Genomic DNA, 24,581 nt, shown 5'->3' with positions numbered 1-24,581 from the left:
TTAAGCCCTCCTCATTAAAAAAGAAGATAATTTCTCAATAAATGTCTGTTTGTCTTCTTTGTGTCTCGTTTCTTCTCTTTCAAACAAGGCGTCCGCTAAAATACGGACTGACCGGCTGGCTTTTGCCTGAGGGCTTTTTATGAAAAAAGGAACCTGTTCGACAACCGCTTTGCTCACGATCACATCGTCAGAAACGGAACCGGCAAACTGAACCTGAACATCCAAAAACATATGAATTGTACGGGAGAGGCGGGCAAAAGCGTCAAGCCCTTCCTTTTGGTCACGGCACCGATTGACAGCCACCTTCATTGAAAGCTTATTTTCTGTCAAAACCAAGTGCTTGACAGCGCTGTATGCGTCCATAATGGCCGTCGGCTCGGGAGTTGTTATAATCAAAATATCTTCTGCTGATAAAATAAAAGGCAGTTGATCTTTTGATAAGCCCGCTCCCATATCAAACAGCACATAATCGAACTGGCTTAATGCATGAGAAAGTTCATTGGCAAAAAACGTCCATTTTCTCTGATCGAGCTGAAACATCACATCCAGACCGGTTCCCCCAGATATATACCGCAAACCCTTTGGGCCAATGGATAATGACTGGAGCAAAGGCTTACGATCGGTTAAAACATCAATTATCGTGGCAGACGATGAATTTCCTATTAATATATCAATGTTCCCCATCCCGATATCAAGGTCGATGAGCAGCACCTTCTTACCTTTATCCTGCAGCGCAAGTGCCATATTTAAGGTAATATTGGATTTTCCGACACCGCCCTTGCCGCTGATGACAGCAAGTGTCTTCGCTTTTTGTGAATAAACCATTGGCAGAACGCGCTCACGTTTTTCCATTTTCGCCCGTAAAGTTGCTGCTTGGTCATATCTGTTCATCTGCACAGCATCCTCACAAAACCAAGTGGAGATACAGTTTGTATATCCTCAGGCACATTCTGTCCGTTTGTCATAAACCCGACACCTATTTTTGATTCTGCCAGTATATTAAATACAGAACCTAAGGAAGTCGTTTCATCTATTTTCGTAAAAATATACTGATTGACAGGGACGGATGAAAACCGTTTGACAATATGCTTCATATCTTCATATTTTGCAGTCGCGGATAAAACAAGAAATGACTGAATGCTGCTCTCAAAAGGAATCGTTTCTTTCAGTTCATCAATGTATTGCGGGTCCTTGAAGTTTCTTCCGGCTGTATCAACAAACACATGATCATACTCAGAAAATAACTCCTTCGCCTGCTGAAATTCTTCTTTTGTATAGCAAACTTCCAGAGGAGCCTGCAGCAGTTCAGCGTATGTTTTCAACTGTTCAACAGCTGCAATACGATACGTATCTGTTGTAATAAAAGCGATTTTTTTATGTTTTTCAAGCATAGATATGGCTGCGAGTTTAGCCAGTGTAGTTGTTTTACCAGCCCCAGTTGAACCAAAGAGAACGATATATTTTGAATGAATTGGCTCCTGCCACTTGTCTGCTGAGGGCAGCATATCGCATAGTATTTCCTGAAGTTTGCCGACAACATTTTCTTCAGTCAAGCCGCCTGCTTCAACAGAGAAGCGAAGCAATTTTTTCAGAGTGTTCGTTTTCGTAGACTCTTTGATCCCTGTTTCTTGCAAAAGCTTTTCTGCTTTTCGCAGCGGCTCAGGAAGTACAGATTGATATGCTGAAAAATCACCTAGCTCCTGTTGCGCCGGAATTTGAGGGGGATATGTTCTCTCCTCTATTTTCGGACTGCTGACCGGAGTTTTTAATGTTTGTTTCGGTTCAGCTGCCTTCTGAGGCGTTTTTTTCTCAAGAAAGTCCTGATCCAATACGGCGATTACTTCAACAGCAGGCTTGTTGACGAGGCCAAACCATTTTCGCTTTTTAATTTTTTTTGAATTTAATATGACCGCTTCATTACCTAACTCTTTTCTGATGAGAAGTGCCGCTTCTTGCATTGAAGCAGCAGTAAATTTTTTTATTTTCATTAAATATCCACCACTCCAATGCTTTGTACCTCAACATTCGCCTCAAGTTCGTTATAAGAGAGTACCGGAAGATCAGGGAAGTATCGTTCCAGAAGCTGCTTCACATACATTCTGACAGGCGGCGAGCAAAGAAGGATCGCGGTTTCCTGACGTAATGAGAGCTGTTCAGCTTCTTTAGCGACAGAGCGCACTATACTTTCTGAAATATCTGGTTCAAGTGATAAATAGTTCCCGTGTTCCGTCTGCTGCACACCGTCTGCTATTGCTTTTTCTACACGGCCCGAACAAGTAACAACCTTCAACACTTCATTTTCTTTGGCAAACTGGGCTGTAATTTGTTTAGCAAGCGCTTGTCTTGTATACTCTGTCAAAAGATCAGAATCTGTTGTTAATTTCCCATAATCAGCAAGTGTTTCAAAAATCGTTACTAAGTTTCGAATTGAAACTTTCTCTTTTAAAAGCTTAGCAAGCACTTTCTGAATATCACCGACAGACAATGGATTCGGCGTAACCTCTTCAACCAGGACTGGATACGATTCTTTCAAGTGATCGATCAGCTGTTTTGTCTCCTGCCTTCCGATCAATTCGTGGGCATGCTGCTTAATTTTCTCCGTAATATGCGTTGAAACGACTGATGCAGGATCAACTACTGTATAACCAAGCATGTCGGCTTCATCCTTTACCGCTTCGCTAATCCATTTAGCCGGCAGTCCGAATGAAGGCTCCACTGTTTCAATCCCTTCAATGAGATCGTCCTCAGGAGTAGGCGACATCGCTAAATAATGATCAAGCAACAGCTCGCCTTTTGCTACTTCGTTTCCTTTAATTTTCAATCGGTATTCATTAGGCTGCAACGCTATATTATCTCTGATTCGCACGACAGGAATGACAAGCCCGAGTTCCAAAGCCAACTGACGGCGTATCATAACAATTCGGTCTAATAAATCACCGCCTTGATTGGCATCAGCAAGCGGTATCAGGCCATATCCAAACTCAAATTCTATCGGATCTATATGCAGAAGCTGAACAACACTTTCAGGGCTTTTAAGCTCGTCCACCTCAGCCTCTTCCTCAAGAATCTCATCCACTTCTTCTTTTTCCTTACCTGATTTAGATAGTGTATATGCGCCAAAAGCAAGCAATCCCGCAAGCGGCCCCGTCAGAAGGATGCCGATCGGAGTGAAGATACCTAAAAGCATGATCGTAGCTGCTGCGACGTATAAAAGCTTTGGATACGCAAACAGCTGGCCTGTAATGTCATGCCCTAAGTTTCCTTCAGAGGCAGCTCTTGTGACCACAATACCCGTAGCCGTAGAAATTAACAGTGCCGGGATTTGCGAAACAATTCCATCCCCTACAGTCAGCATCGTAAAGTGTGAAGCAGCTTCTTGAATGGACATGCCCTGCTGAAGCATTCCGATCACGATTCCGAAAATAATATTGATCATCACAATGATGATTCCGGCAATGGCGTCACCTTTTACAAATTTACTGGCACCGTCCATTGCTCCATAAAAGTCTGCTTCTCTTGCCACTTTTTCGCGGCGATGCTTCGCTTCCTGTTCGGTAATCATCCCTGCGTTTAAATCAGCATCAATACTCATCTGCTTCCCTGGCATTGCGTCCAGCGTAAACCTTGCTGCAACCTCGGAAACACGTTCAGCACCTTTTGTAATGACGATAAACTGAATAATAATAAGGATGATAAATACAACGAGTCCAACTAATACATTTCCGCCGACAACGAAATTTCCGAAAGTCTCGACGACTTTCCCTCCTTCACCGTGTGAAAGAATTGAACGGGTAGTTGAGACGTTCAAGCCCAAACGAAATAGGGTCAAAAGCAGCAACAGTGACGGAAAAATCGAAAACTGAAGCGCTTCCTGCATATTCATTGTGGTGAGAAGCACGATCAACGCAAGAGAAATATTAATAATGATCAAAATACTTAACAGCCATGGAGGAAATGGAATCACCAGCATCGCCACAATGAGGACAACACTTATTAAAACGGATAAATCTCTTGTTGACATGCTGTTTTTTCTCTCCTTTTAAATCGAAAAATTCAATATACTTTTTGTTTTGTTTTATATACGTAAGCCAGAATTTCTGCTAAAACTTTAAAAAATTCTTCCGGCACTGCCTGGTCAATTTCTACCTGATCATATAACGCACGGGCAAGCGGTCTGTTTTCTACCATCATGACATCATGCTCTTTAGCAATTTTCCTGATTTTTAACGCAAGGTGATCGACGCCTTTTGCAACAATATAAGGAGCGTCCATTTTTTCTTCATCATATTTCAGAGCAATCGCATAGTGAGTCGGGTTTGTGATAATGACATCTGCTTTTGGAACTTCCTGCATCATCCGCCTCATCGCCATTTCCCGCTGTCTTTGTTTAATTTTAGACTTGATAATCGGGTCTCCTTCAGATTTTTTGTACTCATCTTTTATATCTTGTTTTGACATTTTGATATTTTTCTCATAGTCAAATCTCTGATATAAATAGTCGAGACCAGCAAGAATCAACAATGCACCTGCACCGCTTAGTCCCATCCACAAAGTGAGTTTTGAAACGAAAGAAAGTGCCTCTTCGGGTGTCAGGAGAGGAAGCCGGAGAATTTCTCCATAATGCAGCCAAAGCACAGCAAAAGCCGCAAAACCGACGACTACGATTTTCAAAATTGATTTAATCAGCTCTACAATCGCCCTCATACTGTATATTCGTTTAAAGCCTTTGATCGGATCCAGTTTTTCAAGCTTAGGCTGTATCACTTCAGCAGAAAATAAGAACCCAACCTGCATATAGTTGCTTACGACTCCTGCAACAAGAGCAACAAGCAAGATCGGTGCGAGTATCATGCCCATATCCTTTAATAAGCTGACAAACAATGTATGCACATTTGATTCTGAGAGCTTCATTGTGAGCGATTCGGTATAAAATGTTTCTATGAATGACAGCAGCCTGTCTCTCATATACGGACCAATTGCAATAAGCGAAAGGAATATTACCAGTAAAGAAATGGCGGTATTGACATCCGAGCTTTTGGCTACTTGCCCTTTTTTTCGCGTATCCTTCCGTTTTTTCGGAGTGGCTTTTTCTGTCTTCTCTCCCGCAAAAAACTGCAGGTCAACTCTAAGTTTCATTAAGAAACACCGACCAATGCTAAAAGATTCCGCATCGTTTCAATCGTTAAACTGAAAACATTCCGGACAACGACGAAGATAACGGACATACATACAATGAGCATGATGAAACTGACAGCTATCTTTAAAGGCAGACCGACCACAAATACATTTAACTGCGGAACAGTTCGAGCCACGATACCTAATGCTAAATCAACTAGAAACAAGCTGGCCACAACCGGCGCTGACATTTGAAAAGCGATAATAAACATTGCATTAAAGCTTTTCGCGATAAAATAGGCAAACTTTTCATCGCCGAAATTCGGAAATGCCTGATCAACTGAAATATACTGAAAGCTGTAGTAAATACCGTCCAGCAGCAAATGGTGGGCATTGACACTCAGCATAAACAAAAGTGCCATCGTATAGATAAACTGGCCAATCAACGGACTTTGTGCACCGGTTTGCGGATCAATAACGTTTGCTATCGAAAACCCCATTTGAAAATCAATAAACGAGCCGGCAATCTGCACTGCGGCAATCATCATATAAGCAATTAAACCCAGACATAGGCCGACCAAAGCTTCTTTAAACGCCAAGAGCATATAGTGCTCATCTATCTCCAAAGAGGGCGGTTTATCAATGGTGCTGAAACAAATGACCGCAAGAAAAAAAGCAAATCCTATGCGATGAACAGCTGGCACATTTCGATGTCCAAATAGCGGAATTGTTACAAAAAAAGCAGAGATTCTAATAAAAACCAATAAAAAAGCAGGAAATAAGTCAATAATTGAATTCATCTCTACATTACCCTGCAAAACGATTTAAATTAGAAAACAGCTCTGTTGTAAATGAAAGAATCGTCGACAGCATCCACGGACCAAAAAAAATGAGAGCCAGGAGAACCGCCACGATTTTCGGAATAAACGCCAAAGTCTGTTCCTGGATTTGAGTTGTCGCCTGAAATATGCTGACAATTAAACCGACCAGTAAAGCAATAGCCAATAATGGCCCGCTGATCATCAGCGTTACGTATACGGCTTTTTCCGCCATAGAAATTACAAATTCTGAACTCACGTTTAGCACCTACCCTAAAAGCTCTGAAGCAAAGATTTCACAATTAAATACCAGCCGTCTACCAAAACAAAAAGTAATATTTTAAAGGGCAGAGAAATCATAACTGGAGGCAGCATCATCATTCCCATTGACATCAAGACGCTCGCCACTACCATATCTATAATTAAAAAAGGGATAAAAATCATAAAACCTATTTGAAATGCTGTTTTAAGCTCCGATATGGCAAAAGCCGGAACCATTGTTGTTAACGGAATATCCTTTAATGATTCAGGTTTATCCATTTTCGCGTAATTCATAAACAGCGCCAGATCCTTCTGCCTTGTGTGTTTACTCATAAATTCTTTAATCGGTTCCTCAGCTTTCGTATACGCTTCATCCAAGCTGATTTTGTTGTCCATTAATGGGGTCAGCGCTTCTTTATTAATTTCTGAAAAAGTAGGAGCCATAATAAAAAATGTTAAAAACAGCGCAAGCCCGATAAGAACCTGGTTTGGGGGCATAGATTGCGTCGCAAGTGAAGTTCTGACAAATGACAGAACAATGACGATGCGAGTAAAACAAGTCATAAGAATCAATATTCCAGGCGCCACTGAAAATACAGTTAACAATAATAGTAATTTAACAGTTGAACTTACGTTTTCCGGATCGCTTGAACTGAAAATATTTATAAACTCATTCATGATGACGTGGGCCTTTCTTCTTTCCTTCAGAACGGTTTTGTTTTAACTCTTCAAGTTGCTCTTTTAATGCTTTTGAAAATGAAGGCAGTTTTTGCTGCGGCTGATGTTCAGAACTCTTAAGCGGCTTCACAAACTTTTGCCACTCTATTTTGCTTGACATTGCCTCTTCATGCTGACTGAGAATGACTTCAATCTCTTTTTCATCCTCAATTTCTTTCAGCAGCTGGATCGTCTCTCCTACACCGACGACGAGCACACTTTTCCCGACCTTGATCAATTGTATGGATCTGTTCTGGCCGACCGATGTGCCGCCAATATTTTCAACATATTGAAAAGGCTTTAGGAGCCGATTTCTTTTGTTCATGAGCTTAACCAGCCCGTAAATCAGCGCGATAACAAACAGTAAAGCGAAAATCATCTTTACAAAATCAAAAGCTGAGACAGAAGGAGCAGCCGCTCCCTCCGTCTCATCAGCAGTTTTTGTTGTTTTTTCTTTCTTTTGCTCTGATTGATCTGCAGTTTTTTCATCTTTCTTTTGAAACCATTCGTTTACAGTTGAATTATCAGAGTCTGCCGCGGCAGCAGCAATCGGATGTACACTGAATAAAACGAAAAAACAAATAAAAACAATAAAATATTGACTCTTTTTCAACAGTCGTACACCCTTTAACTTAATGTTTTGTTGATTGCTTCAAGCACACGGTCAGCTTGGAAAGGTTTCACAATGAAATCCTTAGCGCCGGCCTGAATGGCATCAATAACCATTGATTGCTGTCCCATAGCAGAACACATGATGATTCTTGCCTGCGCATCAATTTGTTTAATTTCTTTTAATGCTGTAATACCATCCATTTCTGGCATCGTGATATCCATAGTAACAAGGTCAGGTGAATGCTCTTTATATTTCTCTACCGCTTGTGCTCCATTTTCAGCTTCCGCCACAACTTCAAAACCATTTTTAACTAAAATATCTTTAATCATCATTCGCATAAATGCTGCGTCATCTACAATTAAAATTCTATGTGCCATAATCTATCTCTCTCCTTGTGTTTCGTTATTTTAAATTATTAATGCGCTCTGCCTGGCTTAAAATGTCAGTGACTCTTACTCCGAAGTTTTCTTCAATGACAACGACCTCGCCTTTGGCAACGATACGCTGATTAACTAAAATATCTACAGGCTCACCGGCTAATTTATCAAGCTCGATAATACTTCCGGCAGAAAGCTCTAAAATCTCTTTTACGCTTCTCTTCGTTCTGCCAAGCTCAACAGTAATCGAAAGCGGGATATCCAAAAGCATATCCAGATTATGAATAGGGGCTTGTACAGCTTCGTTTGGATCAAACGCGGAAAATTCCACCGGTGAAACCTGAACTGGCGCTGCTTTTTTTGCTGTTCCCTGCCTTTTTGGCGGCTGCTGCTGTTGCTTCGGTTCAATACGCGGCTCTGGCGTCACAGGCTCTTTCGGCTGTTCGTATGTAACTTCAGGCTGCACCGTTTCTTCTTCCTCTGCACTTTCTGAGTTCATAAGGCTTGAAATTAAATCTTTCGCAAATGTCAATGGGTAAAGCTGCATAATGCTGGAGTCTATTAATTCTCCCACCTTTAAGTTGAAAGAAACTTTCACCAGCATTTCATCATCAGGAATACGGTCTGTACCCTTTTCTTCAGTAACATCCAACAATTCAACCCGAGGAGGTGAAATATCAATTTTTTTACTGAATACAGTAGACATTGATGTGGCAGCCGATCCCATCATTTGGTTCATTGCTTCTTGAACCGCACTTAGATGGATTTCACCCAGTGAAGGGTCCGCACCTTTTCCGTCTCCCCCGATCATTAAGTCAGCAATGATCGCCGCGTCACTTTGTTCCACGACTAACAGGTTGCTTCCGCTGAAGCCCTCCGTATAATTCACTTCAATCGCTACATACGGTTCAGGAAACGCATCGCTGATTTTACTTCTTGGAATGACCGTTACGCTTGGAGTCGTAATATCGACCTTTTGATTTAAAAGCGTTGACAGTGCTGTCGCAGAACTGCCGAATGAAATATTACCGATTTCACCGATCGCATCACGCTCCATTTCCGATAAGTCATCTACTTCCGGAACCTCTGGCTCATCAAGCGTGCTGCCAGTACCGTTAAGAAGCGCGTCAATCTCATCTTGAGATAATCTATTATTCTCCATCTTGTTCACCTCTTATGTCGTGATCTAAAATTTGCACTGCCTGTTTTCGATTCACCCGGCCGGCTTGTCCTAAAAATTTCGGCTTATCTCCGACCAATACAGTAAGAGGATCCGTGACTGATTTGTCCAAAGTTATGCAGTCTCCGACTTCTAAACTTAAAAACTCTTCTATCGTCAGTTCAGATGTGCCGAGCTCGGCCACGACAGGTATTTGTGCTGTCATGATACGTTTTTCAAGCGACTTTGTTTCCTCAGGCTTTGGCTCATTTCGGTCTGATTGCATCCAATAGTGGACTGAAAGCTTCGGTATGAGCGGCTCGAGTACGATATGCGGGATACAGAGATTAATGACACCGCTGATTTCACCAATTTGAGTATTGAGCGAGATCACCACGACTGTTTCATTAGGAGATACCATCTGAACAAATTGCGGATTCACTTCAAACTCAGTCATTTCCGGTTCAATATCAGCAATTGACTGCCAAGCTTCTTTATAATTACCCAGTGCATTTTCAAATAAATTAGAAATGATTTTTGTTTCAATTTCTGTCAAACTGTCAACCTTGTTATGACTGATTCCAATCCCGCCCATGACTCGATCCATCATCGTATAAGCTATCGTGGGGTTGACCTCCATCATAATTCTGCCTTCCATCGGATGAACATCAAATAGATTTAGAATCGTCATGTTTGGAATCGATCTGATAAATTCCTCATACGGAACCTGATCAACAGAACTGACAGATATGTGAATATAGGTTCTGAGCTGAGCAGAAAAATGAGTGGTAAGAAGTCTTGCAAAATTGTCATGAATTCTCGTTAAACTGCGGATCTGATCCTTAGAAAACCGCAGCGCACGTTTGAAATCATAAACCTTGACTTTCTTCTCTTTTTCTTCTTTTTTCAGCTCTTCAGCGTCCATTTCACCAGTTGATATTGCAGAAAGCAGTGCATCTATTTCATTTTGGGAGAGAACTTCTCCTGACATTTTCCTCACCTCCGTATTCTGTCAAATTATGCTTTATTGCAGATTAAAGGAGGTAATATACACTTTTTCTACTTTTCCTTCTTGGAGGTAGCTATTTATTTTATCTTTTAGTTCCTTCTTAAAGGTTTCTTTTCCCTTGTCTCCCTCAATCTGATCAGCATTCGTATCAGCCAGCAGTGATATAACAGCGTCTTTCACTTGGAAATCACGTTTCTCAAGTTCTTCTTTTGATTTATCAGAATCAGTTTCAAGTTTAATAGCAAGACGGATAATGTTATCAGACTTTAAATTTGTTGTGATCTCTTCTACATCAACAGAAGACGCAACGATTTCATCAATACTTTTTTTCGCTTCACTTTTTTCGGACTTTCCGCCTAAAACAAAATAAGCCGCCGCCCCGAGAGCACCAATTACGATAAGAATAATTAGTAAGATGATCATTAACTTTTTCTTCATTCCGGTTCCTCTATTCCTTGATCCATTGCAAATATTTGTATTTTTCGGTAGAAAGATGCGATCTTTTCCAGAACAGCTTCTTCATCTTCTTTTACTACAAACTTCTTACCATTTGACAGAGTGATTGTAGTATCCGGAAAGCATTCAATCTGTTCAATAAACAGCGCATTCAGTGTAAAGGGCTGCCCATTCAAACGGGTTACTTTAATCATAAAACAGCGGAGAAGCGATTACTCGCCTCCCCTCCCTCCTTAACGTTTAAGGTTAACCAGTTCTTGAAGGATTTCATCAGATGTTGTAATAATTTTCGAGTTTGATTGGAATCCGCGCTGGGCAACAATCATTTCAGTAAATTCGTCAGTTAAATCAACGTTAGACATTTCGAGAAAACCTGATTTAAGGGAACCTGTACCGCCATCACCAGGCTGGTTGGCTGCACTGGCAGTCCCAGAGTTTAAAGACTCACGGTATAAGTTGCTTCCGATTTTATCCAAACCGTCACTGTTGGCAAAAGTAACAATCCCGATTTGTCCCCCGTCTTGTGTTTTCCCGTCAGCATCAACAATTGAGACCTTTCCATCAGAACCAATGCTGAAGCTTTGTGCATCAAGAGGGATTTTAATTGTTCCACCAGTCATATTTAACACATGATAGCCATCACCGGTAACCAGTGTTCCGGTATTATCTAAATAGAAGTTTCCTGCTCTTGTATAAGCTGTTCCGTCGCCTGTATCAATTCTAAAGTAACCATCGCCGTCAATCGCTAAATCAAGTGTTCGCCCTGTGCTTTGTGTCGCGCTTGTTGAATGAATTGTATCAATTGTGCCAGAAGATGAACCTAAACCGATCTGCTTAGAGTTCGTACCGCCGATAGTTGCACCAGCCGCAGAACCGCCGGCAATCGTTTGGCTTACCATATCTTTAAAGGTCACACGGCTTTTTTTGAATCCTACTGTATTCACGTTGGCAATGTTGTTACCGATTACGTCAAGCTTTGTTTGAAAGTTTTTCATACCGCTGATTCCAGAATAAAGTGAACGTAACATAATATATTCCCCCAGATGTTTTTATTTAGATGATTGTCCCACAGACATGACATTCGCAGGACTGATCTCGGTCCCATCATCAAGAACGAGATAATAATTTCCTTTAAAATGTTTAACAGAGCTTACTGTGCCTGTTTTATCTGTTGCACTTTTACCATCAGTCCAAGATACTTCTTTTCCCATCCAATCAACATACGTTGTAAACGGATCTTGTTTTTCGACAAATTGAGTCATTGTCGTATTCAGATTCATCATTTGCTCCAAACTTGAAAAAGTTGCCATCTGGCTGATAAATTCTTTATCGTCAACCGGATTGAGCGGATCTTGGTTTTGGACTTGAGTCATTAATATTTTTAAAAACTCATCTTTCCCCAAGCTGCTGTTGTTCGTCGACACAGTATTCGTTTTTTCAGGCAGTTTATATTCTGAACTTATAGAAGTCATTCTTCTTCCTCCATTTCAACCATCGACACTTCATCGAGCAGATCGCCAAAATCATTTGATTGCTTTTTCTGCCTTTGCTGTCTCTGCCCCTCTTGCTGCTGTTTCTGTTCATCAGCAAGCTGGCCGTATACCGGCTGATCCCCGCTTTGGACTGGAAGAGTAAAACGGTCAATTTGGACGGCCATATTCGGCAATGATTGCTTCAGCTGAGGAAGATGCTGTTCAAGCAATTCTTTTGCTGATTGACTAGATGCAATGATTTTACTCTGAAACATTCCATTTTCATTTGTCAGCTTGATTGTGACAAATCCTAAATGTTCAGGGTTCAGCCGAATAGTGAAACTTCCCGTCGATCTGCCGAAAGGCGTATATTTCATCTGCTTCCACGCATTAATCACTTGATCAGCCACCGTTTTTGTTTCGGCATTTGGTATATCAGATGACATCTGCTGCAGATCAAGTGTTTGAACTCCTCCTATGCTCCGATACCCCGAAAACAGCATTTGGAGTCCTGATTTACTATCTACAGGCTGAATACTTCCAGAAACATCCGATGCATTTTTGCTGGATGAACTCTGCGAGAGCGGTGTGAGAACACGCTTCCCAAAGTCTTGTGATGATTCGGATGATTTCGATAACAAGAAGGCTTTCAGCTGGCTTTCAGCTAAACTCCATTCTTTGGTCCCTTTTTGAGGAAGCATAGACATTTGATCCATTAAGCTTTGAAAACTTTTCAGCTCTGACGCTGTCATCGAGTAAAGTTTTGAACTTGACTCAGCTTTAGTGAATATTTGCTGTTTAAGATCCTGAATGAGTTGTTGAGATACACCCTTCTTTTCTAATGCAGAAAGGAATTGATCTCCATTTTGGTAAATAGCATGAGCTTCATTGCCATTCCCGCGATCAGTCAGCTTATTCCCTTCTACGAGCTGGCTAATGAACATCTGGATATAGATAAGCTCTTTAGCAGCCTCGGATACTTCATTTTCCTGATTTGATTGCTCTGTATCAGACTTCAGTGCTCCATTAATGTCAGAAGCAGAATCATTGGCACTCAGAGCCGTTTTAGCTTCTGAAATGATTTTCTCCGTTTCTGTGAGCAAATGATCCGTCCCGCCTGACATTTTTGATTCAACTGCTTGCAAAAGATTTTGCAACATTTGCAGAGCATTCTCATCCAATTGCTTCTCTGTCAGTTTGCTTAATGTTTGCAAAAGATCCGCATTTTGTTTGTCTTGGTCTTCAGGACTTGCATTTAGCCATTCACCGATCTTTTTAAGCGCATCTGCTAAAAGCTGATCTTCGGAATTAGGAGTTCCCTTTCCTTGTTCTGAGAGTTCCTTCAATCCAGCCTCAGACATAAGCCAGTTTTGAAAAACTCCCTGGCTACTTTTCATGTTTTTAGCGGCAGAACCCGTTGTGGTTTGCAGCAAAGGTCCGGCTAATTCAAGCAGCTTCACCTTTCATTCCCCCTATTCTTGGCTGGCAGCAATTTTTTCTGTATAGGTTGCTGCTTGCTCAGGAGTCATTTTCGCCAATATGTCAGCAAGCTGCTTTTTGCTTAGGCCATTCAATATTTTCAGTGCTTCTTGCTCCTTTAATTGGGCAATAATTTTAGCAGCCTTTCCGCTGTCCATGCTTTTGTACACACTGATCACTTTGTCATTTTTTGAAGAAGCTTTCGAGTCTGCTGATCCTTCAGTATGATCTTCTGATGACTTTTTTTGATCCTCAGCCGTCTTTTCAAGTGAACGGATCTTTTGATTGAGCCTATCGATTTCTGATTTACTTGTTTCTAAATCTTTATTCAATATACTGATTTCACTTTTTTGATCCTTAATGGTCTTTTCCAGAGCTGCCGTATTACTGCTATCCTTACTTGATGCTGCGCCTTTTTTATTTTCGGTTTCAGGGACCAATTCTTTAAGAACCGGCGTTTTTGCCGCAGCATCCTGTATCGGCTTTAAGACATCGATACCAGCAGCCCAAAGAACAATCCCCCCTGCGATTAATAGAAACATCAGCGGGAGGATAATGATAAGCAAAACCGAACGGAACTTACCTGATTCTTTCTTTTTGCCGGACATTACATTCGCTCCTAATGGCCTTGAATCATAAACTGCTTAATCGAAATATCGTCCATTTCTTTAATTTCTGCAGCTTTATCTTCAAGAGCAAACATTTTAAACTGTTTTTCACGCATTTTTTCAAACTTTTTCACTTCAATGTTTTTCTCTGTCAAAATTTCTTGTTTTTGATTCATTTGATTTCTTTTCATAATGACAAGCTTTTGATAGTGATAGATCGTATTATCAAGATTTGAGACAAATTGTTGGTAGTGCCTCATTTCTTGTACACTCATGCCGCTTTTTAATTTCTTTTCCTTATTTTGTTCTAGCAATTCTTTTTTGCTCATATTCTCATATAATTTTTCAGCAACGTTTTCAAATTCAGAAACTGATTGCTGATACTCGGATAAGGATTGGTCTTTTTCATTTTCTTTTAGTTCCAGCAGCTTTTGGAATCTAAATTGGTAAGCCACGTTTATTCCTCATTTCCTGTCAAACTAGTTAATGCAGCAATGCTTTCTTCCAATAAAGCCGGTTCGTCTGTTCCCTGCTTTAAAAATTGAATAAGCTGCGGATAAAATTGTATCGCTTCATCAATTTCTCTTGAGGATCCTCTTTTATAAGCTCCGATATTAATGAGATCTTCCGAATTTTGATATGTTGATAAAAGTTCACGGAATTTATTTGCCGCATCCAGATGCTGTTTTGTTGAAATGTTTGACATCACCCTGCTGATGCTTTTTAGTACGTTAACTGCAGGAAACTGGCCTTTATTGGCAAGCGCCCTGTCCAACACAATATGTCCGTCTAAAATTCCGCGTACAGTATCGGCAATCGGCTCATTCATGTCATCCCCGTCTACCAACACTGTATAAAATGCCGTAATGGTTCCATGCTCGTTTGCACCTGTTCGTTCTAGTAAACGAGGTAAAATAGCGAACACTGAAGGTGTATAACCTTTTGTCGTAGGAGGCTCTCCTGCAGCCAGTCCAATCTCTCGCTGCGCCATTGCCACCCTTGTAACAGAATCCATCATAAACATGACATTTTGGCCTTTATCTCGGAAATACTCGGCAATTGCAGTCGCTGTATATGCCGCTTTCAATCTCATTAATGCTGGCTGGTCTGAGGTGGCAACGACTACAATCGATCGTTTCAGCCCCTCTTTCCCCAGATCTTTTTCAATAAACTCCCGAACCTCTCGTCCGCGTTCTCCGACAAGTGCAATGACGTTTAAGTCAGCCTCTGTCTGCTTGGCGATCATCCCCATTAATGTGCTTTTTCCGACACCGCTTCCTGCAAAAATTCCAATCCGCTGGCCTTTACCGACTGTCAGCAAGCTGTCAATTGATCTGACTCCAACACCCATCTTTTCACGGATAGGCGGCCGTTTCATCGGGTTGGGCGGTGATTGCTCCGTTGATACAGGCGAAAGCCCTTTCGGCAGAAGTTTTCCGTCAAGCGGTTCTCCAAAAGCATCGATGACTTGTCCGATCAGTCCGGCTCCAACTTTAACTCGAAGTGATTCCCCAGTAGCTTCTACAATGCTGCCAGGTGCAATGCTCGCAGCCTCTAAATAAGGCATAAGCAAAATATTTTCTTCCTGGAAGCCGACTACCTCAGCTTTAATGACTTTCCCAGATTGTCCTTTTGCATAAATCAGGCACACGTCGCCAATTGAGCTTGCAGGTCCTTTTGATTCAATCATCAGGCCGATTACCCGCTTGACTTTTCCGTACCGTTTATACGAGTCTGTCATTTCTATACAATCTATCAGACTCTGTGTCTTCATTCAGCTGCACCCGCTTCCAGCGCTGTCAGAAGTTTATCTTTCAATTGCATCAATTGTGTGTCAACACTCGCATCTACCCTGCCAAAAGGAGTTTCAATATAACAGGTTCCTTTTTGAGCTTTTTCATCAGCATATATGCCAAGCCGGCATTCTTTATAAAGAAGCTGCTGAATTTCATCTTTTTGCTGAAAGATTGTCTCATAGTAATATGGATCAACATAAATTGATATATCGTCATATTCCTTCACTTCGTTTATAACCTGTTGTACAAGCAGGAGGAAAGCCTCTTTATCATCAGACTTTTGCTGCCAAACTTTTTTTGCTAGGGCAACGGCAAGCTCAACGATTTCTTCATTTGCGTCTTCAAGCTTGTCCTCAACAGCTTTTCTGGACATTTCAGTTATACTGTTCGCTTGGCCGATCAGTTCGGCATACTGTTTCATTGCCTCAGCTTTGCCCAAGGCTACTCCTTGTTCAAAGCCCTCGGTTTTTGCTTCTTCAATAAGCTTCTGTTTTTCAGCCGCCCAATCGTTTTTCTCCTGTTCAATTTGACGGCGAATATTTTCTATATGACTGTTTGCCTGCTCAGAAATCCGGTCAGCTTCCTCTTTCACTCGAGCCATAAGCGCCTCCGGGTTCTCTTCAGCCTGCAAAAGGTGAGAATGATCAATACGCACCTCTTGTATAGAAAGTTTTCTTTTTTCCTTTTGTGGAGAAATAGATGATTCTTGTTTAATGATATTAGACAATAATATCATCCCCTCCGCCTCTTGCTATCACAATTTCACCGGCTTCTTCAAGCTTTCTGACGATGCTTACAATTCTCGATTGAGCTTCTTCCACATCTTTCAAGCGTACAGGGCCCATAAATTCCATTTCTTCTTTGAAGGTTTCAACCATACGCTGTGACATATTGTTGAATACAATTTCTTTGACTTCCTCGCTTGCAACCTTTAATGAAAGGAGCAAATCGTCGTTCTCAACATCGCGAATGACTCTCTGAATGGCACGGTTATCAAGTGTGACAATATCTTCGAAGACAAACATCCGCTTTTTAATCTCTTCAGCAAGATCGGGATCCTGAATTTCCAATGAATCCAAGATCGTCTTCTCTGTCCCTCTGTCTACCCCGTTTAACACTTCCACAACAGCTTCAATTCCGCCTGTTTGTGTATAATCCTGAGTAAATGCAGAAGATAATTTTTGTTCCAGAATCCGTTCTACCTCATTAATTATTTCTGGAGACGTTCTATCCATGACCGCGATTCTTCTCGCAACCTCAGCCTGTACTTCAGGATTCAGCTCGGATAAAATTTGCCCGGCCTGCACAGGATCTAAATAAGACAAGATTAACGCCATCGTCTGCGGATGCTCTTGCTGGATAAAATTCAAAATTTGTTCAGGCTCCGCTTTTCTGGCAAAATCAAATGGTTTAACCTGCAAAGAAGAAGTCAGCCTGTTTAGAATGTTCTCCGCCTTATCCTCTCCAAGCGCCTTTTCCAGAACTTGTCTTGCATAGCTTAAACCGCCTTGAGAAATATAATCTTGCGCAATGGCTATATTATGAAATTCTTCTATGATTTCATCCTTTTTTTGATGATCGACGCTTCGAACACCTGATATTTCCAGAGTAAGCCTTTCAATTTCTTCATCGGTTAAGTGCTTATAGACAGAAGCTGACACATCTAACCCCAAGGAAATCATGAGAATGGCTGCTTTTTGTTTTCCTGTAAGCTTATCTTGATCACGTCTCGCCATTTCTAATTCCTCCTAATCCTCGGCCAGCCAGCTTCTCAGCAGTTTTGCAAAATCTTCCGGCTTGTCTTTCGCCATCTTTTCAAGCTGTTTTCGTCTGACTGATTCCGCTGTTTCATTTTCCTCTTCGTTGATATCAGGCAAATTGATTGGTTCTTGAGGAACCTCATACTCATATTCCTCAAATTCATCCTCTTGCGCCCGTTTCTTTCTGATAAGCATAATGATCAGAACAATGATCGCTGCGATTAAAACACCGCCTACAATATATGCCCACAGCGGGATACCTGAGGAATTTTCCGTATTTGTATCCAAATTGACTTTTCCGTCGAATGGCTGAACGGAGACAACAATCTTATTATTGATATCAGCATCAGATAAATTCTGGTTTTGCGTTTCATCTTTATCCAAAGATGTTCTGACTACAGTTGAAAGGATTTTTTGTATATCATCCTGTCTTTCAGTTGATAGCGACGCAGTGTTTTTGGCATCAGGCGGCTCTACCATTACTTGAATCCCTAAATCTCTGACCTTATAAGGACTTTCGGCGATTTCTTTATGAATTCGGTTAACCTCGTAATTGATTTTGTTGCTGTTTTTTTCGTAGTTCCCGCTATCGGTATTTTCACCGTCAGCCTTATAATTTGTTACATCTTCCTCACCGGTTCCGGCAGTTCCGCCGTTGGCTGCACCGTCGCCCTGATATGTTTCAGATACCTTTTCAGCGCTGACTGCAATGCCTTCCATGTTTTCTTTATCCACAGGTTCGACAATGTCTTCTGTCCGATTTTCTTTTGTGAAATCAATGTCTGCTGTAACGGAGACAACGACTTTATCTTGGCCCATCATCGTACCAAGAAGTGACTGTACATGTTTTTGAATGTCTTTTTCAACTTGAGACTTAATTCCTTGCTGAGAAGAATAACTATCCGCGTAGGACCCTGCATCGCTGTCTGATTTGTCGTAGTATGTAGAATTTTGATCCATGATGACGATGTTATCTTCTTTTAGGTTCGGCACGCTTTTAGATACCAGATGATATAATCCGTTGATCTGGCTTTGATCAAGTGTATAACCCGGTTGGATCTGCAAAACGATTGATGCAGATGCTGCAGATTGCTCTTCACCGACAAACACCGCGTCTTTCGGGAGATTAATCATTACTTTTGAGCTTTTAATACCGTCCATTTCATTGATCAAGTTTGACAGTTCTGTCTGTGTAGCTTTTACTTTCACCATATCAAACTCATTGTCTGTCAAACCAAAGCCGGCATTCTGTCCAAAAAATGAATAATCAATTGATCCCGTTTTAGGAAGTCCTTCTGCAGCCATCTGCACTTTCAAAGAATCAACCTGATCCTCCGGAACACTAATCACTGTACCGCCATTCGAAAGTTCGTTTGGCACTTTTTTTGCATCCAATTCTTCTTTGATTTGTCCTGCTTCTTCGGCAGACAAATCTTTGTACAGCGGCGCCATTTTAGAATTTGAAGCAAAAACACTAATAATAATTCCAATAATAATAATTGCCGCTAAAGCACTAACCATTAAAATCTTTTGTAATTTAGATCTATTTTTCCAAAACTCACTCGTTTTGTTTTTCATTTGCATTAGAGTACGATTCATGTTAACCCCCGGTCATTCCACTCTTTCTCTAAATCGTCAGACCCCCTACATTTGCATTCTCATAATCTCCTGATAAGCTTCCACAGCTTTATTGCGGAACTCTGTTGCTGCAGTTAGAGAGATGCTAGCTTTTTGAGCAGCGATCATGACCTCATCAAGATTTACATCTTTTCCTGCAGCCAAGGCATTAGTCATGTTGTCAGAAGCTACTTGGGACTCATTTAACGAACTAATAGAGTTTTTTAAAAGCTCCGAAAAGCTTGTTTGATTTGAAGAATCTGTTTTTTGGCTATTGTTTACTTGATTTGTTGCATTTTGAGTGTTTTGAGTATTTTGAACCTGAAAAGGAGAAATTGCATTAATCACATTCATTCACCTACTTTCCGATTTCTAACGCCTTCATCAGCATTCCCTTTGTGGCATTCATCGCCGTGACATTCGCCTCATATGATCTGGTGCTGCTGACAAGATCAACCATTTCCTTTAATGGATCAACATTAGGCTTTTGTACATATCCATCAGCGTTTGCATCAGGGTCTGTCGGATCATAGACAAGATTAAAATCCGAATCATCCTCTGTAATTTTTGAAACCTTCACACCGTTTCCAGCATTCCCGCTTCCGCTCATTTGAGAATTGAGAATGGAAGAGAACGATTCACCTTTTGACTGAAGGGAGACCATTTTTCTTCTGTAAGGCACCCACTCTCCATTCACCTGCTTAGCTCTTGTCGTATCCATATTTGCTAAGTTAGATGATACAACGTCCATTCTGACTCGCTGAGCTGTTAAAGCCGATGCTGAAACATTTAAGCTATGAAAAGCTGTCATTATTTTCCTCCTGTTAATACGGTCTTCAGCGAATTAAATTTACCGTTCATTCTTTCAACCAAAGCTTGATAGTTGATTTGATTTTGCGCCAATTCTGTCATCTCTTTGTCAACATCAACATTGTTTCCGTTTTGCTGATACGATGTATCTCCGCTCGCAACAATTGAATAATTCGAATCAGTATCAGAAAAATCAACATGACGATAGTCTGTTTTTATCGCTTCAAGACGCGAGGATTCTTGATCTAATAAATTTTGGAAAGAGACTTTTTTCGCCTTATAGTTCGGTGTATCTATATTGGCGATATTATTAGTTATGACTTTTTGCTTAATATCCGCTCTGCTCAAGGCATTTTCAAGATTTTGTATCGTTCCAGAAAATAAGCTCAAATCCACTTACCTCCATTTCAGTTTTTTTCACCCTCAATATCCTTGTCGAGAATTGTAAAACTATATGCTTATTGTAAGAAATAACAGGCATAAAGTCTATGAAGTTCGTGTAAAAAAATGTCCTCACAATTATCTATTTTGTAACTAGGTATAAAGTCCTAGATTGTTAGAACTACATTTCTCGCCTTGATATAAGCCTGAAAATAGCAGAATTTCTGTTTTTTCTCCTTTCTTTTCGGCATTTTTGAAACTTTTTGAAGAAAAATGCAAAATTTATTAAAATTATTACATAGAAAGACTTTCAACCCAGGAAATAAAGCTTATTGATTTCCTTTATTTGAAATAAAAAAAGAACCCTCAAAAAGGGTTCTTTTTGTGATTAATGAGATTTTAGATTTTCTAATTCAATTAGGAATTTGTTGTTTAGCACCTTGATATAAGTACCTTTCATTCCTAATGATCTAGACTCGATAACACCGGCGCTCTCCAGCTTTCTGAGTGCGTTCACAATAACAGAACGGGTAATGCCGACACGGTCAGCGATTTTACTTGCAACAAGAAGACCTTCATTTCCGTCAAGTTCCTCAAAAATGTGCTCAATTGCTTCAAGCTCACTGTAAGAAAGCGAGCTGATAGCCATTTGTACGACAGCTTTGCTTCTTGCTTCCTCTTCAATTTCTTCTGCTTTTTCTCTTAGGATTTCCATTCCGACAACTGTTGCGCCGTATTCAGCTAGAATTAAGTCATCGTCATTGAATTGATCTTGTAAACGTGAAAGAATAAGTGTTCCTAATCTTTCCCCGCCTCCGATGATCGGCACAATTGTTGTTAAACCAGCTTGGAACAGGTCTCTGTTCTCAACAGGAAAAGCAGTATATTCACTATTAATATCCAAGTTAGAAGATGTTTCAGGGACATTAAACAGATTTTTCGTATATTCTTCAGGGAATTGACGATCCTCAAGCATTTTTTTCATACGATCATTTTCAATTTGCTGGTTAATAGAATACCCAAGGAGTTTCCCTCTGCGGCTTACAACGAAAATATTGGAATCAATGACATCCCGCAGCGTCTCCGCCATTTCCTTGAAGTTTACCGGTTTCCCTGCCGCAGCTTGCAGCATGGAGTTAATAATTCTTGTTTTTTGTAATAAAGCCATGATAAATAATCCTCCTAAACATTCCTCATATTAAATTTTTCACAATATAAATTGACTTAAATCTTTGTTTTTGGCTATCGTTCCGAGCTTTTCTTCGACATACTGTGGTGTAATCGTTATTTTCTCCATCGTTACATCTGGAGCTTCAAACGACAAATCTTCTAATAGGCGTTCAAGTATTGTATGAAGGCGTCTCGCACCGATATTATCTGTGTCCTGGTTCACATGATAAGCAACTTCAGCAATCTTATGAATAGCTTCGTCAGAAAATTCAAGAGATATACCTTCTGTCTGCAATAATGCCTGATATTGTTTCAGCAGCGCATTATCCGGCTCAACCAAAATTCTCACGAAGTCGTCTACCGTGAGTTTGTTCAGTTCTACACGAATCGGGAAACGCCCCTGCAGCTCAGGAATCAAATCAGACGGTTTGGCCATATGAAACGCTCCTGCTGCAATAAATAATACATGGTCTGTTTTTACAGAACCATATTTTGTGACAACGGTTGAGCCCTCAACAATCGGCAGGATATCCCGCTGAACGCCTTCTCTTGAAACATCGGCAGAAGAAGATGCACCGCCGTTCTTTGCGATTTTATCAATCTCATCGATAAAGATAATCCCGCTCTCTTCTGCTCTCTGAACAGCTTCCTGGCTGACTTCATCCATATCGATGAGTTTGCTTGCTTCTTCATTCGTCAGGACTTTTCTGGCTTCTCTGACTGTCATTTTGCGCCGTTTCTTTTTCTTTGGCATTAATCCGCTCAGCGCATCCTGCATGTTCATACCCATCTGCTCCATACCCGAGCCCTGCAGCATGTCAAACATAGAAGGCTGCTGTTCTTCGACTTCTACTGTTACATAGTAGTCTTCGAGCTCTCCTAAAGCCAGCTGATGCGCCATTCGTTTTCTTTTTTCTTCGATGTTTGCTTCTTCCTGGCTCTCCGCCTCATCTTCACCATTCGGCTGGCTGCCTCCAAAAAACATTTCAAACGGATTTTTAACGCCAGATTGTTTTTTCTTCCCAGGAACTAACAGACGAACAATGCGTTTGTTTGCATTTTCTTCTGCCTGTTCCTTTACTTCATTCATTTTCTCTTCTTTGATAAGCCGAACAGAAGTCTCCACAAGATCTCTGACCATTGATTCAACATCTCTGCCTACATAGCCGACTTCGGTAAATTTAGTAGCTTCAATTTTGATAAATGGCGCACCTGAAAGCTTGGCAATTCGTCTGGCAATTTCAGTTTTCCCGACGCCGGTAGGACCCATCATTAAAATGTTTTTCGGAACGACCTCGTCCTTTAGCTTTTCATCCAGAAGACTTCTTCTATAGCGGTTTCTTAATGCCACGGCGACAGCTTTTTTCGCATTTTGCTGACCGACAATATATTGGTCTAACCGATCTACAATCTGTCTAGGAGTTAACGGTTTTTTTTCCATGCGCCTCAAGTCCTTTCTATTCAAGCTCTTCCAGTATGATTTGATCGTTCGTGTAAACACAAATTTCGCCTGCTGTTTCTAACGCGGCTCTGGCAATCTCACTTGCGGACATGCTTTCACCGGCATGCTTTTTCAATGCTCTTCCCGCTGCCAAAGCGTAATTGCCTCCTGATCCAATCGCGAGAATGCCGTCATCTGGTTCGATCACCTCGCCTGTTCCCGATACGAGAAGCAAAGTATCCTGATTCATAACAATCAGCATGGCTTCGAGCTTTCTTAGCACTTTATCGCTGCGCCATTCCTTCGCAAGCTCAACAGCCGCACGTTTTAAGTTGCCGTTATATTCTTCAAGCTTAGCTTCAAACTTTTCGAATAAAGTGAAAGCGTCTGCAACAGATCCCGCAAAGCCAGCAAGAACTTTGCCGTTAAACAGTTTTCTCACTTTCCGTGCCGTGTGTTTCATGACAACAGCCTGACCAAATGTTACTTGGCCGTCTCCGGACATAGCGCTTCGTCCTTTATGCTGTACGGCAAATATTGTGGTCGCATGAAAAGATGACATAAAGGGCCTCCTTTAATTTTTCTTAAATGCTCTTGGATGGTGAGACATATATGTGTTTCTCAACATTTCCTTCGAAACATGCGTGTATATCTGTGTAGAAGACAGATTGGAATGCCCGAGCAGTTCTTGAACGCTTCTCAAATCCGCTCCTTCATTTAACAGATGCGTGGCGAACGTATGTCGAAGCATATGCGGATGGATATGTAAAGTGCTTGACGCTTTTTGAACAAGCCCGCTTAAAATATGTCTGATGCCACGGGCTGTAAGCGGTCCGCCTCTTTGATTTACGAATAATAGATCATGAGGTTCTTTTGCCTTCATCAGCAAGCACTGTCTTCCGCTATTCATGTATACCTTCAACGCTTCGCGGGCATAAGACCCAAAGGGGATATAGCGCTGCTTCTTGCCTTTACCGTGAACAAGCACAGTGTCCATAAATAAATCAACGTCGTTAATAGTTATGGAACAGCATTCACTGACCCTCATTCCGGTGGCATAGAGCAGCTCTAACAGCGCTTGATCCCTCATTCCGGCCGGCTGGCTTATATCTGAAACTTCAAACAGCTCCTCAAGCTCTTTTTGATATAGAAACTTCGGTATCCGTTTCTCCTGTTTTGGCAGATGAACAAGCTGAAACGGATTTTCTTCAATAAGCTTTTCCCGCATCAGAAACTTATAAAAGCTTCTTAATGCAGATATCTTTTTGCTTATTGTTCTTCTCGATAAACCTTTTTCATAGGCTTCTGTCAAAAAAATCCTAGTATCTTGATATGCAGCTTCTTCAAATCCATTTATACCTTGAACGCGCAGGAAAGTCTCGAATTCTTCAATTGAATCCACATAATTCACAATAGTATATTGTGAATAATTTTTTTCAATTTGTAAATATTCAACGAATAACTTTACGAAATTCTTAACATTCTCCATGCCTAAAACCTCCCTAGGAAGGGCTTTTAAATG

Annotated in this window: 29 protein-coding genes; all 29 read right to left on the bottom strand. The window is 41.0% G+C overall.

Annotated features, from left to right (window positions below):
• The gene (gene flhG, locus NYE49_RS08890) at nucleotides 1-897 is read right to left on the bottom strand and encodes a flagellum location/number ATPase FlhG (RefSeq protein WP_080030667.1); all 897 of its coding nucleotides are present in this window, start codon (nucleotides 895-897) and stop codon (nucleotides 1-3) included.
• Nucleotides 888-1,988 carry a flagellar biosynthesis protein FlhF gene (gene flhF / locus NYE49_RS08885; protein ID WP_003231945.1) on the bottom strand — a complete coding sequence of 367 codons (1,101 nt, stop codon included), beginning with the start codon at nucleotides 1,986-1,988 and terminating at the stop codon, nucleotides 888-890. The genes flhG and flhF overlap by 10 nt, the downstream gene beginning before the upstream one ends.
• Entirely contained in the window at nucleotides 1,988-4,021 is a 2,034-nt protein-coding gene (gene flhA / locus NYE49_RS08880; protein WP_003231947.1) for a flagellar biosynthesis protein FlhA, read from the bottom strand. Before flhA ends, flhF begins: the two co-directional genes overlap by 1 nt.
• Nucleotides 4,022-4,053: 32 nt before the next feature.
• Nucleotides 4,054-5,136 (bottom strand): flagellar biosynthesis protein FlhB, encoded by a 1,083-nt coding sequence (flhB, locus tag NYE49_RS08875; protein ID WP_015483227.1) that lies wholly within the window; start codon nucleotides 5,134-5,136, stop codon nucleotides 4,054-4,056.
• Nucleotides 5,136-5,915 (bottom strand): flagellar biosynthetic protein FliR, encoded by a 780-nt coding sequence (fliR, locus tag NYE49_RS08870; RefSeq protein ID WP_003245510.1) that lies wholly within the window; start codon nucleotides 5,913-5,915, stop codon nucleotides 5,136-5,138. The genes flhB and fliR overlap by 1 nt, the downstream gene beginning before the upstream one ends.
• 7 nt (nucleotides 5,916-5,922) lie before the next feature.
• Complete coding sequence (gene fliQ / locus NYE49_RS08865) at nucleotides 5,923-6,192, bottom strand: flagellar biosynthesis protein FliQ (RefSeq protein WP_003220888.1); 270 nt, start codon at nucleotides 6,190-6,192, stop codon at nucleotides 5,923-5,925.
• A 14-nt stretch (nucleotides 6,193-6,206) separates the two neighbouring features.
• Nucleotides 6,207-6,872, bottom strand: a complete 666-nt coding sequence (gene fliP, locus NYE49_RS08860) for a flagellar type III secretion system pore protein FliP (protein WP_003245692.1) — start codon at nucleotides 6,870-6,872, stop codon at nucleotides 6,207-6,209.
• Nucleotides 6,865-7,524: a flagella biosynthesis regulatory protein FliZ gene (fliZ, locus tag NYE49_RS08855; RefSeq protein ID WP_014479789.1), complete on the bottom strand. Its 660-nt coding sequence runs from the start codon at nucleotides 7,522-7,524 to the stop codon at nucleotides 6,865-6,867. Before fliZ ends, fliP begins: the two co-directional genes overlap by 8 nt.
• Before the next feature lie 14 nt (nucleotides 7,525-7,538).
• Nucleotides 7,539-7,901 (bottom strand): chemotaxis protein CheY, encoded by a 363-nt coding sequence (gene cheY / locus NYE49_RS08850; protein WP_014476812.1) that lies wholly within the window; start codon nucleotides 7,899-7,901, stop codon nucleotides 7,539-7,541.
• 25 nt (nucleotides 7,902-7,926) lie between these two features.
• Nucleotides 7,927-9,063, bottom strand: coding sequence for a flagellar motor switch phosphatase FliY (gene fliY / locus NYE49_RS08845; protein WP_014479788.1), 1,137 nt, complete (start codon nucleotides 9,061-9,063; stop codon nucleotides 7,927-7,929).
• Complete coding sequence (gene fliM / locus NYE49_RS08840; protein ID WP_003220879.1) at nucleotides 9,053-10,051, bottom strand: flagellar motor switch protein FliM; 999 nt, start codon at nucleotides 10,049-10,051, stop codon at nucleotides 9,053-9,055. The genes fliY and fliM overlap by 11 nt, the downstream gene beginning before the upstream one ends.
• A gap of 33 nt (nucleotides 10,052-10,084) precedes the next feature.
• Nucleotides 10,085-10,507: a flagellar basal body-associated protein FliL gene (fliL, locus tag NYE49_RS08835; RefSeq protein WP_003231964.1), complete on the bottom strand. Its 423-nt coding sequence runs from the start codon at nucleotides 10,505-10,507 to the stop codon at nucleotides 10,085-10,087.
• Complete coding sequence (gene swrD / locus NYE49_RS08830) at nucleotides 10,504-10,719, bottom strand: swarming motility protein SwrD (RefSeq protein ID WP_015383665.1); 216 nt, start codon at nucleotides 10,717-10,719, stop codon at nucleotides 10,504-10,506. The genes fliL and swrD overlap by 4 nt, the downstream gene beginning before the upstream one ends.
• 39 nt (nucleotides 10,720-10,758) lie before the next feature.
• The gene (flgG, locus tag NYE49_RS08825; protein WP_015383664.1) at nucleotides 10,759-11,553 is read right to left on the bottom strand and encodes a flagellar basal body rod protein FlgG; all 795 of its coding nucleotides are present in this window, start codon (nucleotides 11,551-11,553) and stop codon (nucleotides 10,759-10,761) included.
• 21 nt (nucleotides 11,554-11,574) lie between these two features.
• Nucleotides 11,575-11,997 (bottom strand): flagellar hook assembly protein FlgD, encoded by a 423-nt coding sequence (gene flgD / locus NYE49_RS08820; RefSeq protein ID WP_015383663.1) that lies wholly within the window; start codon nucleotides 11,995-11,997, stop codon nucleotides 11,575-11,577.
• Nucleotides 11,994-13,457 (bottom strand): flagellar hook-length control protein FliK, encoded by a 1,464-nt coding sequence (locus NYE49_RS08815; protein WP_174616638.1) that lies wholly within the window; start codon nucleotides 13,455-13,457, stop codon nucleotides 11,994-11,996. Before NYE49_RS08815 ends, flgD begins: the two co-directional genes overlap by 4 nt.
• A 12-nt stretch (nucleotides 13,458-13,469) precedes the next feature.
• On the bottom strand, nucleotides 13,470-14,084 hold the full coding sequence (locus tag NYE49_RS08810) for a MotE family protein (protein WP_015483226.1): 615 nt from the start codon (nucleotides 14,082-14,084) through the stop codon (nucleotides 13,470-13,472).
• Nucleotides 14,085-14,095: 11 nt separating this feature from the next.
• A complete protein-coding gene (fliJ, locus tag NYE49_RS08805) occupies nucleotides 14,096-14,539 on the bottom strand; it encodes a flagellar export protein FliJ (RefSeq protein ID WP_047182612.1) in 444 nt (147 codons plus the stop codon).
• 2 nt (nucleotides 14,540-14,541) lie between these two features.
• Nucleotides 14,542-15,858 carry a flagellar protein export ATPase FliI gene (gene fliI / locus NYE49_RS08800; RefSeq protein ID WP_047182611.1) on the bottom strand — a complete coding sequence of 439 codons (1,317 nt, stop codon included), beginning with the start codon at nucleotides 15,856-15,858 and terminating at the stop codon, nucleotides 14,542-14,544.
• Nucleotides 15,855-16,607, bottom strand: coding sequence for a flagellar assembly protein FliH (fliH, locus tag NYE49_RS08795; RefSeq protein WP_024572494.1), 753 nt, complete (start codon nucleotides 16,605-16,607; stop codon nucleotides 15,855-15,857). Before fliH ends, fliI begins: the two co-directional genes overlap by 4 nt.
• Entirely contained in the window at nucleotides 16,600-17,616 is a 1,017-nt protein-coding gene (fliG, locus tag NYE49_RS08790; protein ID WP_003231981.1) for a flagellar motor switch protein FliG, read from the bottom strand. Before fliG ends, fliH begins: the two co-directional genes overlap by 8 nt.
• A gap of 12 nt (nucleotides 17,617-17,628) precedes the next feature.
• Entirely contained in the window at nucleotides 17,629-19,239 is a 1,611-nt protein-coding gene (gene fliF, locus NYE49_RS08785) for a flagellar basal-body MS-ring/collar protein FliF (RefSeq protein WP_015483223.1), read from the bottom strand.
• Between the two features lie 45 nt (nucleotides 19,240-19,284).
• Nucleotides 19,285-19,605: a flagellar hook-basal body complex protein FliE gene (gene fliE, locus NYE49_RS08780; RefSeq protein WP_003238544.1), complete on the bottom strand. Its 321-nt coding sequence runs from the start codon at nucleotides 19,603-19,605 to the stop codon at nucleotides 19,285-19,287.
• Between the two features lie 10 nt (nucleotides 19,606-19,615).
• Nucleotides 19,616-20,068, bottom strand: coding sequence for a flagellar basal body rod protein FlgC (gene flgC, locus NYE49_RS08775; RefSeq protein WP_014479779.1), 453 nt, complete (start codon nucleotides 20,066-20,068; stop codon nucleotides 19,616-19,618).
• Nucleotides 20,068-20,457, bottom strand: a complete 390-nt coding sequence (flgB, locus tag NYE49_RS08770; protein ID WP_003245656.1) for a flagellar basal body rod protein FlgB — start codon at nucleotides 20,455-20,457, stop codon at nucleotides 20,068-20,070. The genes flgC and flgB overlap by 1 nt, the downstream gene beginning before the upstream one ends.
• Before the next feature lie 379 nt (nucleotides 20,458-20,836).
• Nucleotides 20,837-21,616, bottom strand: coding sequence for a GTP-sensing pleiotropic transcriptional regulator CodY (codY, locus tag NYE49_RS08765; protein WP_003220850.1), 780 nt, complete (start codon nucleotides 21,614-21,616; stop codon nucleotides 20,837-20,839).
• 39 nt (nucleotides 21,617-21,655) lie between these two features.
• The gene (gene hslU / locus NYE49_RS08760) at nucleotides 21,656-23,068 is read right to left on the bottom strand and encodes an HslU--HslV peptidase ATPase subunit (RefSeq protein ID WP_255220399.1); all 1,413 of its coding nucleotides are present in this window, start codon (nucleotides 23,066-23,068) and stop codon (nucleotides 21,656-21,658) included.
• A 7-nt stretch (nucleotides 23,069-23,075) separates the two neighbouring features.
• Nucleotides 23,076-23,621 (bottom strand): ATP-dependent protease subunit ClpQ, encoded by a 546-nt coding sequence (clpQ, locus tag NYE49_RS08755; RefSeq protein ID WP_003238555.1) that lies wholly within the window; start codon nucleotides 23,619-23,621, stop codon nucleotides 23,076-23,078.
• A 12-nt stretch (nucleotides 23,622-23,633) separates the two neighbouring features.
• Nucleotides 23,634-24,548 (bottom strand): tyrosine recombinase XerC, encoded by a 915-nt coding sequence (gene xerC, locus NYE49_RS08750; protein ID WP_003231988.1) that lies wholly within the window; start codon nucleotides 24,546-24,548, stop codon nucleotides 23,634-23,636.
• Between the last annotated feature and the right edge of the window lie 33 nt (nucleotides 24,549-24,581).

The organism is Bacillus sp. FSL L8-0358 (assembly GCF_038593095.1).
GTDB lineage: Bacteria > Bacillota > Bacilli > Bacillales > Bacillaceae > Bacillus > Bacillus subtilis.
Note: the sequence above shows the minus strand (reverse complement) of the source record. Positions and strands in the feature narration are given on the sequence as shown.

Excerpts from the sequence above, each read along its gene's own strand:
- flhF (WP_003231945.1), bottom strand. The coding sequence starts at position 1,988 with ATGAAAATAAAAAAATTTACTGCTGCTTCAATGCAAGAAGCGGCACTT.
- flhA (WP_003231947.1), bottom strand. The coding sequence starts at position 4,021 with ATGTCAACAAGAGATTTATCCGTTTTAATAAGTGTTGTCCTCATTGTG.
- flhB (WP_015483227.1), bottom strand. The coding sequence starts at position 5,136 with ATGAAACTTAGAGTTGACCTGCAGTTTTTTGCGGGAGAGAAGACAGAA.
- fliR (WP_003245510.1), bottom strand. The coding sequence starts at position 5,915 with ATGAATTCAATTATTGACTTATTTCCTGCTTTTTTATTGGTTTTTATT.
- fliP (WP_003245692.1), bottom strand. The coding sequence starts at position 6,872 with ATGAATGAGTTTATAAATATTTTCAGTTCAAGCGATCCGGAAAACGTA.
- cheY (WP_014476812.1), bottom strand. The coding sequence starts at position 7,901 with ATGGCACATAGAATTTTAATTGTAGATGACGCAGCATTTATGCGAATG.
- fliY (WP_014479788.1), bottom strand. The coding sequence starts at position 9,063 with ATGGAGAATAATAGATTATCTCAAGATGAGATTGACGCGCTTCTTAAC.
- fliM (WP_003220879.1), bottom strand. The coding sequence starts at position 10,051 with ATGTCAGGAGAAGTTCTCTCCCAAAATGAAATAGATGCACTGCTTTCT.
- fliL (WP_003231964.1), bottom strand. The coding sequence starts at position 10,507 with ATGAAGAAAAAGTTAATGATCATCTTACTAATTATTCTTATCGTAATT.
- swrD (WP_015383665.1), bottom strand. The coding sequence starts at position 10,719 with ATGATTAAAGTAACCCGTTTGAATGGGCAGCCCTTTACACTGAATGCG.
- flgG (WP_015383664.1), bottom strand. The coding sequence starts at position 11,553 with ATGTTACGTTCACTTTATTCTGGAATCAGCGGTATGAAAAACTTTCAA.
- flgD (WP_015383663.1), bottom strand. The coding sequence starts at position 11,997 with ATGACTTCTATAAGTTCAGAATATAAACTGCCTGAAAAAACGAATACT.
- NYE49_RS08810 (WP_015483226.1), bottom strand. The coding sequence starts at position 14,084 with ATGTCCGGCAAAAAGAAAGAATCAGGTAAGTTCCGTTCGGTTTTGCTT.
- fliI (WP_047182611.1), bottom strand. The coding sequence starts at position 15,858 with ATGAAGACACAGAGTCTGATAGATTGTATAGAAATGACAGACTCGTAT.
- fliG (WP_003231981.1), bottom strand. The coding sequence starts at position 17,616 with ATGGCGAGACGTGATCAAGATAAGCTTACAGGAAAACAAAAAGCAGCC.
- fliF (WP_015483223.1), bottom strand. The coding sequence starts at position 19,239 with ATGAATCGTACTCTAATGCAAATGAAAAACAAAACGAGTGAGTTTTGG.
- flgC (WP_014479779.1), bottom strand. The coding sequence starts at position 20,068 with ATGACAGCTTTTCATAGCTTAAATGTTTCAGCATCGGCTTTAACAGCT.
- codY (WP_003220850.1), bottom strand. The coding sequence starts at position 21,616 with ATGGCTTTATTACAAAAAACAAGAATTATTAACTCCATGCTGCAAGCT.
- clpQ (WP_003238555.1), bottom strand. The coding sequence starts at position 23,621 with ATGTCATCTTTTCATGCGACCACAATATTTGCCGTACAGCATAAAGGA.
- xerC (WP_003231988.1), bottom strand. The coding sequence starts at position 24,548 with ATGGAGAATGTTAAGAATTTCGTAAAGTTATTCGTTGAATATTTACAA.